10 protein-coding genes are annotated in these 10,701 nt (G+C 53.5%); 8 read left to right on the forward strand and 2 right to left on the reverse strand.

Annotation, left to right across the window (positions count from 1 at the left end; translation table 11 throughout):
• Positions 1-80: 80 nt before the first annotated feature.
• A complete protein-coding gene (locus Q4543_RS22665) occupies positions 81-1,106 on the reverse strand; it encodes a LacI family DNA-binding transcriptional regulator (RefSeq protein WP_303442099.1) in 1,026 nt (341 codons plus the stop codon).
• A gap of 131 nt (positions 1,107-1,237) precedes the next feature.
• Between Q4543_RS22665 and Q4543_RS22670 the strand changes: the two genes are divergently transcribed.
• From Q4543_RS22670 to Q4543_RS22705, 8 genes are all read left to right on the forward strand, one after another.
• Positions 1,238-2,158, forward strand: coding sequence for a carbohydrate ABC transporter permease (locus tag Q4543_RS22670; RefSeq protein ID WP_303442101.1), 921 nt, complete (start codon positions 1,238-1,240; stop codon positions 2,156-2,158).
• Positions 2,159-2,160: 2 nt separating this feature from the next.
• Positions 2,161-3,264: an ABC transporter ATP-binding protein gene (locus tag Q4543_RS22675; RefSeq protein ID WP_303442103.1), complete on the forward strand. Its 1,104-nt coding sequence runs from the start codon at positions 2,161-2,163 to the stop codon at positions 3,262-3,264.
• A gap of 38 nt (positions 3,265-3,302) precedes the next feature.
• Positions 3,303-4,061, forward strand: a complete 759-nt coding sequence (locus Q4543_RS22680) for a sugar phosphate isomerase/epimerase (RefSeq protein ID WP_303442105.1) — start codon at positions 3,303-3,305, stop codon at positions 4,059-4,061.
• Complete coding sequence (locus Q4543_RS22685; protein WP_303442106.1) at positions 4,058-5,218, forward strand: Gfo/Idh/MocA family protein; 1,161 nt, start codon at positions 4,058-4,060, stop codon at positions 5,216-5,218. Before Q4543_RS22680 ends, Q4543_RS22685 begins: the two co-directional genes overlap by 4 nt.
• Entirely contained in the window at positions 5,218-6,321 is a 1,104-nt protein-coding gene (locus Q4543_RS22690; RefSeq protein WP_303442107.1) for a sugar phosphate isomerase/epimerase, read from the forward strand. Before Q4543_RS22685 ends, Q4543_RS22690 begins: the two co-directional genes overlap by 1 nt.
• Entirely contained in the window at positions 6,318-7,466 is a 1,149-nt protein-coding gene (locus Q4543_RS22695; RefSeq protein ID WP_303442108.1) for a Gfo/Idh/MocA family protein, read from the forward strand. The genes Q4543_RS22690 and Q4543_RS22695 overlap by 4 nt, the downstream gene beginning before the upstream one ends.
• Positions 7,467-7,527: 61 nt before the next feature.
• Positions 7,528-8,772 (forward strand): ABC transporter substrate-binding protein, encoded by a 1,245-nt coding sequence (locus Q4543_RS22700; protein WP_303442109.1) that lies wholly within the window; start codon positions 7,528-7,530, stop codon positions 8,770-8,772.
• Between the two features lie 34 nt (positions 8,773-8,806).
• Positions 8,807-9,703 (forward strand): carbohydrate ABC transporter permease, encoded by an 897-nt coding sequence (locus Q4543_RS22705; RefSeq protein ID WP_303442111.1) that lies wholly within the window; start codon positions 8,807-8,809, stop codon positions 9,701-9,703.
• Between the two features lie 160 nt (positions 9,704-9,863).
• Here the strand turns inward: Q4543_RS22705 and Q4543_RS22710 are convergent, their stop codons facing one another.
• Positions 9,864-10,331, reverse strand: a complete 468-nt coding sequence (locus Q4543_RS22710) for an integrase core domain-containing protein (RefSeq protein ID WP_303442112.1) — start codon at positions 10,329-10,331, stop codon at positions 9,864-9,866.
• Between the last annotated feature and the right edge of the window lie 370 nt (positions 10,332-10,701).

Consider the following 10,701-nt stretch of genomic DNA (forward strand, 5'->3'; position numbering starts at 1 on the left):
CTTCCCTCAGAACCGATCTTGCCATGAAAAGGGCAGACCGCCGAGGGTTTATGTGATCATCCGGGATGGAACAGTTAGGGTTACTCGACGCGCGGAGGCCCCACGCTTTCGCGCTCGATCACCTTAAAGGGAAGTTCGTAGAATGATTTTGACGGTGGTGTTCCCTGTATCAATTGCAAGATTAAGGACATGCCGATGTGACCCATTTCTGTGCGTGGTTGATGCAGGGTTGTAAGTGTTGGATGAAGCATTCTTCCGACTGTGAGATTATCAAAGCCCATGATCGACAGGTCTTTTGGTATAGACAGTCCCTTTTTGCGTGCGCCCAACATCGCACCGGCTGCGCTTTCATCATTGGCGCAAAAGATTGCCGTGGGGGGGGCGGGAAGGTCGAGGAGGGTCTGAGCTCCAGCAAGTCCTCCTTCGAATGTGAAGTCTCCGCTTGCAACCAGTGAGGGGGCGTATGGTAGCCCAGCTTGCTCTAGGCCTCGGCGATATCCTGAGAGGCGTTGGTATGAGAAAATCCGATTTTGGGGGCCTGTAATGTGACCGATCCGCTGGTGCCCAGCCGCATGAAGGTGGCTGACGGCAGCGGCTGCGCCGGCGACATTGTCAATCGCTACAAGTGGAAGTGCTGTGCCGGGGATTTCTTCGGAGATGGCGATCATCGGGAGATTGTCCTCAGGGCTGTATCCTTGAGGCAATCGGCCGGTCATTAGAACCATGCCGTCAGCGCGACCATCCCGCAACATCTCGTGGTAACTCTGCTCTTTGTCTTTAAGCATATCGGTGTTGGCGAGCAGCACTGTGAAGCCCTGTTTGTTTGCAGTGTCCTCCATGGCGCGGATGATATCCGGATAAAAGGCGTTTCCGATATCAGGAACCAGCACGATCACGGTTCGGGTTACGCGACTGCGAAAGGCTTGAGCGGCCAAGTTTGGGCGGTACCCTATCTCTTTCACGGATGCCATGACGCGGGCGCGAGTCGCTGGCGACACTTTTTCAGGATGTGATAATGTACGGCTTACGGTTGCGGTGGAGACGCCAGCATGACGCGCCACATCCAAAACGTTTGCCCGTTGATCGATTTTCTTGCGGATTGTCATGGGTTCTGCTCACGGTTTGGGCTGTTTGGGGTGGTCACTCATATTAAAATGTAAACGATAACATTTGTCTTGAAAATGTTCATTTGGTTCGAATATCTAGAATGAAATCGATTACATGCGTGAGGTCCCAAATGAACGATACCAACGCTTCTCAATTGCTAGAGGTCGGAGGCGCGTCTTCTACTCTAAGGCCAATCTCTATGGCTGATCGTGCGCGCAGTCTGGGCCTATGGTCTTTTTTGATCATCACGCTCATCTTTTTTTTGACTCCGCTCTACGTCATGGTGATCACATCGCTCAAGACGATGCCAGAAATCAGAGAGGGGCGGATTTTCTCACTGCCGCTCGAACTTACGTTTAGGCCTTGGGTCCAGGCATGGTCAGAAATTTGTACCGGATTGACATGTGAGGGTATCAGCCGCGGGTTTTGGAACTCAATGCGCATCATGATACCGGCAACATTGATTTCTGTGACTATTGGCGCGCTCAACGGCTTCGCATTGGCATTTTGGCGCAGTAAGGGGTCAGAGGCCCTTTTTGCGCTGCTGCTGATTGGGGCTTTTATCCCTTACCAACTGTTCATTTATCCGCTGTCGATTGGATTGAGCAAAGTGCATTTGACTGGCACGCTTGCTGGGATTGTCTTTGTTCACGTGATCTTTGGTTTGCCTATCACCACTTTGATCTTCCGCAACTTTTATAGCGGTGTGCCGGCGGAGCTGGTCAAAGCAGCTCGGGTGGATGGCGCGGGATTTTGGCGGATATTTTGGTCAATCATTCTGCCAATGTCAGGGCCAGCACTAGTGGTTGCCACAATTTTGCAGGCGACTGGTGTTTGGAATGACTATTTGCTGAGCCTCATATTTGCGGGCCGCGACAACCAACCGATGACAGCGCAGCTTAACGCACTGGTCAATACGCGCATGGGTGAGAGACCCTACAACATCCACATGGCTGCGACACTTCTGACGGCCATGGTTCCTCTCATCATCTATTTCACATCAGGCCGCTGGTTCGTGCGCGGCATCGCGGCAGGAGCCGTTAAGGGGTAACTATGAGTAATTTAAATGAAATTTCGGTCTCTGTTCATGACCTCGGTATCAGTTATGGTCCTAACATCGTACTGGATGCGCTATCGATAGACATCCGTAAGGGCGAATTTTTGGTTTTGCTCGGCTCATCTGGGTGCGGAAAATCAACATTGTTGAACGCGATCGCTGGGTTGAATGAGGTGACGGCTGGTCGCATTTGCATCGGCGGAAAAGATGTCACTTGGGAGGAGCCTAAAGATCGTGGCATCGGAATGGTGTTTCAGTCTTATGCGCTTTACCCCCGTATGACTGTGGCAAAAAACATGGGGTTTGGGCTGACAGTGCGCGGCATGAAGCGTGAGGAAGTAAACCGTCGCGTCCTTCGTGCCGCTGAAACCTTGCATCTGACCCCGCTTTTGGGCCGCCGTCCATCAGATTTATCGGGCGGGCAAAGGCAGCGCGTCGCCATTGGTCGTGCCCTTGTCCGCGATGTTGATGTGTTTCTCTTTGATGAGCCCCTCTCTAACCTAGATGCTCAACTGCGCAATGACCTGCGTATCGAAATTAAGCGGCTGCACGAAGAGCTGGGCAATACGATGATCTACGTTACGCATGACCAGGTCGAAGCTATGACATTGGCCGATCGTATCGCGGTGATGAAAGAAGGGCGCATTCAGCAATTGGCTCCGCCGTCAGAGGTTTACGCGAAGCCTGCGAACAAGTTCGTCGCGGGATTTTTAGGATCACCTCGGATGAACTTTATCGCGGGCACGTTGAACGAAGGCGACATCGGCGGGACGGTTTTTGAAGCGGAAGGCGGAAGTTTACCAATTCCTGATGAGGTTTTTTCGACCCCTCATCGCCAGTGCTCCGCAACGATGGGTCTGAGGCCTGAGCATATCCGTATCACCAATGGGTCAGACATTTCAGGGCATCCGATGGATGGGACGGTGACCATGGTTGAAACGCTTGGCGCCGAAACCATCATCTGGTGCGATACCCGAATTGGCACTCTGAGCATCAGAGCAGCAGGAAGCCTCTCTCATCAACAAGGTGAAATCTTGTCGCTCACATTGGATCTTACGCAGGCGTCATTCTTTGCCGGCCCCGAAGAGGTGCGGCTTTGACTCCTCTTAATTCACCATCATCTGAACGAAAGTCCCTCATGCCACTCACTCAACTACACTCATTTCAACTCTACTCAGCTTTTGGCAAAGGCGAAGTGACCGAACAAATTCGTGCGCTCGCGGATTTGGGTTACACCAATGTCGAACCCTATTCTTATGACGATCCTCAAGCCATGCGCGCTGTCATGGACGAAACGGGCGTTACTGCGCTTAGTGGCCATTTTACGTTAGAGCAAATTCTCGACGAAACGACTTGGGTTATATCAACCGCAAATTTACTGGGTATCGAAGTCGTTATTGCCCCTTGGATTGACGAAGACAACCGTCCGGTTGATGCCTCAGGATGGAGGTCATTGGGCGCGCGCCTTGAGGCGGTCGAGCCGCAATTTGCCGAAGCTGGTTTGACACTCGGCTGGCATCATCATGATTTCGAATTTACCGCGTTGCCGGATGGAAGTTATCCGATTGAGCATCTTTTAGGGGATGGTCCTTTGGCGCTGGAAATGGACCTTGGTTGGCTCACGCGTATAGGGTTCGACGCTTCCCTGTGGATGGATCGTTACAGCGCGCGTATTGTCGCTGTTCACGTAAAAGACGTCGCACCCGCAGGTGAAAATGTTGATCAAGATGGCTGGGCTTATGTCGGCCAAGGTGTCGTAAATTGGTCTGACTTGTGGCCAAAGGTTGCGAAGACCAGCGCGCGTGTTGCCATCGTGGAGCATGACCTGCCTGACGACTGGAAACGTTTTGCCGCCGAAAGCTTTGAAACAGTCAAAAACCTTGGAGTGCCAGTATGACCCATCCCCCCTTGCGCGTTGGTGTTATGGGATGTGGCAATATCTCTGATACATACTTGAAAAATGCTTCATTGTGGCGTCACATCGAGTTTGTCGCCTGTGCCGACCTTTCAGTTGAGGCAGCGCAGCGCAAAGCAGATATTTACGACCTAAAGGCCATGTCGGTTGCAGAAATGATTGCGGCGGATGATGTGGATATTGTGTTGAACCTGACGATCCCATCGGCCCACGCGGATGTTTCTATCGCGGCACTTGAGGCCGGAAAGCACGTCTATACGGAAAAACCACTGGCTGCGCATTTTGCAGATGGGCAGCGCATTTTGAAGGCCGCTAGAAAGGCTGGCCGACGTGTCGGGTCGGCACCGGATACTGTTCTTGGTCCGGGGTTCCAAACGGGGCGCGCGATTCATGATTCCGGTCAAATGGGCGAGGTTATCACCGGTCTTGCGGCGGTTTTGTCACGGGGGATGGAGCATTGGCACCCGAACCCTAGTTTCTTTTTCCAACAAGGCGGAGGACCAGTGCTTGACCTTGGGCCATATTACCTTGCGGCGCTTGTTAGCATTTTGGGGCCGGTTCGACGGGTTCAGGCCTCAGGTCGTATTGGACGTGCAAAGCGGCTTGTCACAGGGGAGGGGCCGATGAAGGGGCAGACTGTCCCAGTTGAAACCTTTACCACATTGAATGCCTTGCTAAGTTTTGAGGGTGGTGCCGAAATTACGTTCCTAGCTAGTTGGGATGTTCCGCATTCTGACCTGCGTCCCATCGAATTACACGGTACAAATGGCACATTGCGATTGCCTGACCCAAACATGTTCGGCGGCACCGTTGCATTCGCAGAGGTTGGTGGCACGTTTGACGTAACATCGACAAGTGAGCAGCCTTTCGGCGCGGATAATCGCCTTTGGATGGAAAAGTTTCCTTATACTTGTTATCGCGGCCTTGGCTTGGCTGATATGGCACGCGCCTTGCAAGCAGGGGAAGATTTCCGGTGCAGCGAAGATTTTAGCCTCCACGTTTTGGAAGTTCTTTTCGCCATTGAGGATGCCGCGCAAAACGGGCGTGGAGTTGAGCTGACAACCACCTGCACGCGGCCCACAGCGATGGCATTTGAACAAGCACGCGATTTGCTAGCCAAGCAAGCGGACATTGTGTGATGTCAAAAAACGATATGACTGAAGCTGAGCCGCATCTTTTCCCATCGCGCACGATAAAGGGCCCGGGGCTTTTTCTCGCGCAGTTTATTGGAAAAATGCCTCCGTTTGATTCACTCGAGGGGATTGCGCGATGGGCTGCGGATTTGGGGTACCGCGGGTTGCAACTGCCGACCCATGATGCGCGGTTTATTGACCTGGCTCACGCGGCAGAAAGTCAAACCTATTGTGACGATTTGACAGGGCGTTTGGCGGACATGGGGCTTTGTATTACTGAGCTTTCAACCCATCTGCAGGGCCAGCTCGTTTCAGTGCATCCGGCCTATGATGCGCTGTTTGACGGGTTTGCCCCTGACGTCGTGCGTAGAAATCCCTCTGCGCGTCAGGCTTGGGCGGTTGATCAACTTTTTCTTGCGGCAAAAGCCTCGCAGAACCTTGGCCTCACCGCGCATGCAACGTTTTCAGGATCGCTCGCTTGGCCCTATGTTTATCCTTGGCCTCAACGCCCTGAAGGATTGATAGAGGCCGCCTTTGAAGAACAAGCCAAACGTTGGCTGCCAATTCTTGATGCATTTGATGCGGCGGGTGTCGATCTTTGCTATGAAATTCATCCGGGCGAGGACCTGTTTGATGGCACGACCTTTGAGATGTTCCTATCTGCTGTTGGTGATCATCCCCGCGCAAAAATTCTGTATGACCCGTCGCATTTCGCGCTGCAAGGTATGGATTATCTTTCATTTATAGACATTTATCATGACCGCATCGGTATGTTTCATGTCAAGGATGCAGAATTTAATCCGACCGGTCGACAGGGTGTTTATTCCGGTTATGCCCCGTGGGTTGAACGTGCCGGACGGTTCCGTTCCCCTGGTGACGGTCAGGTCAACTTTGCTGCGGTGTTTTCACGTCTTGCGACCTACGGGTTTGAGGGCTGGGCTGTGCTCGAATGGGAGTGTTGCCTCAAGCATCCCGAGGACGGCGCGCGTGAAGGGGTGGCCTTTATCAATGACCATATCATTCGGCTGACCGACCGCGCCTTTGACGATTTTGCGGCCAGCAGCAGTGATGTCTCAGCAAATATGCGACTGCTTGGGGTGACGAGATGAAGAGTGCGCGTATTCGTCTTGGTATGGTCGGCGGCGGTAGGAACGGCTTCATCGGAGGGGTTCACCGCTTTGCTGCGCGGCTTGACGATGAATATGAACTTGTCGCCGGCGCTCTTTCTTCGGATCCGGTCCGTGCCAAAGTGTCCGGCGATGATCTCGGTATTGCTGCGGATCGTGTCTACACCGATTTTCGCGAGATGGCCCGCGCCGAGGCGACCCGCCCTGATGGTATCCAAGCAGTTTCTGTCGTTACGCCGAATGCCCTGCATGTCCCTGTCGCGCGTGCCTTCCTTGATGCGGGTATTCACGTGATTTGTGATAAACCTTTGGCCATCAGTCTCGACGAAGCCTTGTCGCTGCGGTCCAGTGTGGCCGAGAGCGGGCGGGTCTTTGTTTTAACTCACAACTATTCGGCATATCCGATGGTCCGTCTTGCACGTCAGATGGTTGAGAGGGGCGAGATTGGTCGCATCCAAACGCTTCAGGTAGAATATCTTCAAGACTGGTTGGCCACTGCGGTTGAGGTCGATGGAAATGCGGGTGCCGCTTGGCGAACCGACCCCGACACGGCGGGGCAAGGCGGCGCGATTGGCGATATCGGAACCCATGCTTTTCATCTGATGCGGTTTGTTACGGGCCTTGTGCCCCAGTCGCTTTCGGCGCGGCTTAGTACCTTCGTCGAAGGGCGGCGCGTGGATGACGATGCGCAAGTTATGATGTCATTTGACGGCGGTGCGCACGGCTTTCTCTGGGCCAGTCAGGTCGCGCCCGGGCACGCAAATAGTTTGCGCCTGCGCGTTTACGGTAATGCCGGAATGATCGACTGGTCGCAGGAACGGCCAGAAGAGTTAACGTTCGCCCGCCTTGGCGAAGCGCCTCGGCTTTTGCGCCGTGGGCATGCAGATGCAGAACAGGCAGATAGTCGTATTCCAGGCGGCCATCCCGAAGGTTATCTAGAAGCCTTCGCGACAATTTACCGAGAAGCAGCGGATGCCATTCACAAGCAGCACTCCGGCATTGTGATCGGTGACACTCTTTCGCCGGGTCTTTCAGACGGGATCGAAGGCATGGCCTTCATTGAGTGCGCACTGGCCTCTTCGCGCAACGGCGGTATCCCAACTACGCTTTCTTTACCTTCACCATGAACACGCTCAAGCCGACCCAAGATCGGCATCCTCCTTCCACTTCAACCAATAGGGACTACACATGGAACATAAAATCATCTCCGGCGGTTTGGCCGCTACATTTTCACTCATGGCTTCGACTGCGTTCGCGCAAGACATGAAGGCGGAAGTCATGCATTGGTGGACGTCCGGTTCCGAAGCCGCAGCCCTTCGCGTTCTCGCCGACGCCTATGAAGCAAAGGGGGGCAAATGGGTCGATGACGCTGTACCGGGTGCCACCGCCGCTGTAGCTGCTGCGACCTCGGCCATCGTCACAGGCAACGCCCCAGCGGCTTTGCAGTTCAATGGCGGTAAACTGTTCCCAGAACTGGCCGCGCAAGGGTTACTCACGGACTTGACGCCTTATGCAGATGCCGGCGATTGGGAAGAAGCGCTACCTGCAGGTATCGTTGACGCCATCAGTTACGACGGTAAAATCTATGCGATGCCCGTGGCCAATCATGGTGTAAACTGGATGTGGTTCTCGAAGGCCGCGCTGGAGAGTGCTGGCACTGAGGTCCCCGAGACTTTCGATGGCTTTTTCCCGATGTTGGATAAGTTGAAAAACGCGGGCATTCAGCCCATCGCACAGTCGGGCGAAGGCTGGGTAATTTTTGAAACGTTTTATCAGCTGATGTTGATTTCTGGTCATTTGGATCTTTACAAGGCGATGTTCCAAGAGGGCGATGTCGATGCGATTGAGTCTGATGAGTTCCGTGAATTTGTTGATATTTTCCGCAAATATGCGAGCTACGCGGACCAGGGCACTGCAGGTCGCAAGTGGAATGATGCGACAGCCATGGTGGTCAGCGGTGATGCCGGCGTCCAGCTTATGGGCGATTGGGCCAAGGGCGAATTCAAATCAGCTGGTCAAAAACCTGGTGTCGATTTCGAATGTCGGATTGGTTTCGGCGACGATACGTATTTCCTGACGGCCTTTGATGTTTTTGTTCTTCCCAAAAGCAATTCAGAGAGCATGGAGGTCGTGCATGAAAAACTGGCTGATACCTTTATGGATCCGGAGGTTCAAGTTGCGTTTAACCTGATAAAGGGCGGATTGCCACCACGTTTGGACGTTCAGACGGAGGCTTTCGATAGTTGTGCTCAACGCGGTTTTGAAGCCATGGCTGAACCGGCCCATCAAGTCCCCGGTGTTGAGATAAGTACGCCCGCTGACCGCGCCGGCGGCTACACTGACGCTGTTTTGCAGCTTTGGGCAAATCCGGACATGAGCACCGATGATTTTGTCGACTCAATCAAGGGCGTTATCCGCTCTACGGGCTACTAAAGCAACATCACAGGCAGGGTAAGGATTTAAAGGCATGACATTTTCTTCAGGACACCGCAAAGGGTATAGGCTTAGACCCAATATGGCCTCGGTCGCGCTTTGGCCAAGTTGGCTCATCGTGCTGGCGGGATATCTCGTCACAATGATCTGGACTGTTCTGATCTCCTTCACATCGTCCACGCTTCTGCCTGTGATGGACTTCATCGGCTTCGCACAATACGAGCGTCTGTTCTTGACACCGCGCTGGCTGCAATCTTTGAACAACCTCGCCTTGTTCGGCGTGTTGTTCATCGCGGCATCCCTCTTTTTGGGCTATCTAATGGCTGCGGCCCTTGATCGCGACGTTAGGGGGGAGGCTATTTTCCGTTCGGCTTGGCTTTATCCCTACTCGCTTTCCTTCATCGTGACCGGTGTGGTTTGGCAATGGATCATGAATCCGCAACTCGGTTTGCAAAAAGCCGTCAACAACCTTGGTTGGGATCAGTTTCGGTTTGATTGGATCATTGACCCTGATCGCGCGATCTATGTGGTTATCATTGCCGCTGTTTGGCAATCCTCTGGGCTTGTTATGGCGCTGTGTCTCGCGGGACTGCGCGGTGTTGACCCTGATCTTTGGAAAGCAATCCGAGTCGATGGCATCCCACTGTGGCGTGCTCATCTTTCGATTATCCTTCCGATCGTTGCGCCGATGTTGATCACAGCTGTCGTTCTGTTGGGGATTGCGGTGGTCAAGTCCTACGATCTTGTTGTTGCCTTGACAGATGGTGGCCCTGGAACCGCGACAGATGTGCCAGCTAAGTTCATCATGGACTACCTATTCTTGCGTGGAAATGTTGGTCTCGCTTCGGCTGGCGCTACGGTGATGCTGCTCGGTGTCATCGCTGGACTGGCGCCTTGGATCTACAGTACGACTAGGAAATCCTCCAAATAGTTAGCTCAGAATGCGCGTGTCACAAAGTTCGGTCTGAAAGCGGGCGTATGAGCACGCGGTTTTCAACCATCTCGTGGGCGCGTACCCGATAGAGGTACTGAAGTGGTCCTGCTTTTCAGGTCAGGTTTGCGGCTCAGCTAAGATGGATCATGGTTAGGTTTCATGCCGCTCGGTTCATCTGTGTTGTCTCAAAGTATGCGTCGTCTGGTGTTCGTTTATCAAGCGCCGTGTGCGGTCGCTCGGCGTTGTAGAATTCAAGCCATTCGTCGATGCCGCGTTTGGCTTGGAATCCGTTTCGTGGCAGGTAGGCTACAATCTGGTGACTTTCAAAGAACGGGTATTTTGTGAACACTCGGTCGATCTCGTTCATCAATTCTAGCGTCTCAGCATTCATGCCAATGGGAGCATAATAGAGTGATGACCGGCTGATCTTTAGCAGCTTGCACTGCCTGGTCAGGCTCGGATCCGTACGATCCCGGTTGATCATCGCTTTGCGTTCAGACGGGCTCATCGCTTCAGCCATTGTGAAAAAAAAATCGTTATCGACCACCAGCTTTCCGATCTTAGCGTGGCGCTCTTTGACTTCGGCCTCGTTGTCTTCGACCTTCTTTGTCTTGTTGGAAAACACGCCCGTCAGGCCGTCAATCGCCTGCCGCTTCTATGTAGTCACCTGCGTTGAGTGGATTTTGCGCTTGGCCGCAATCTCTTGCGCCGTCTTGTCACCACGCAGCGCCTCAAGGGCGACAGTGGCCTCGAACTTGTCCGAAAAACTGCGTCTTGTCGTCATTTTCGTATCCCATCGTCGGTGCTGGATACATCTTAGCACGCTGTCTGAATTTGCCGGTCCACTTCAGCTCAGCCAGGCCCCGCCTGACATCGCCTCTCATAAGGCAGGGGAAGGCGGGGCCGGGGGGTAATAGTTGTCACATCCCGGCAGGTAATATGGCTGTTTCTTGAACAGCTCTGGCTTGAGTTTGTGCCAGTCCTTCATCGCGTGC

Source organism: Salipiger sp. 1_MG-2023, from assembly GCF_030547555.1.
GTDB lineage: Bacteria > Pseudomonadota > Alphaproteobacteria > Rhodobacterales > Rhodobacteraceae > Salipiger.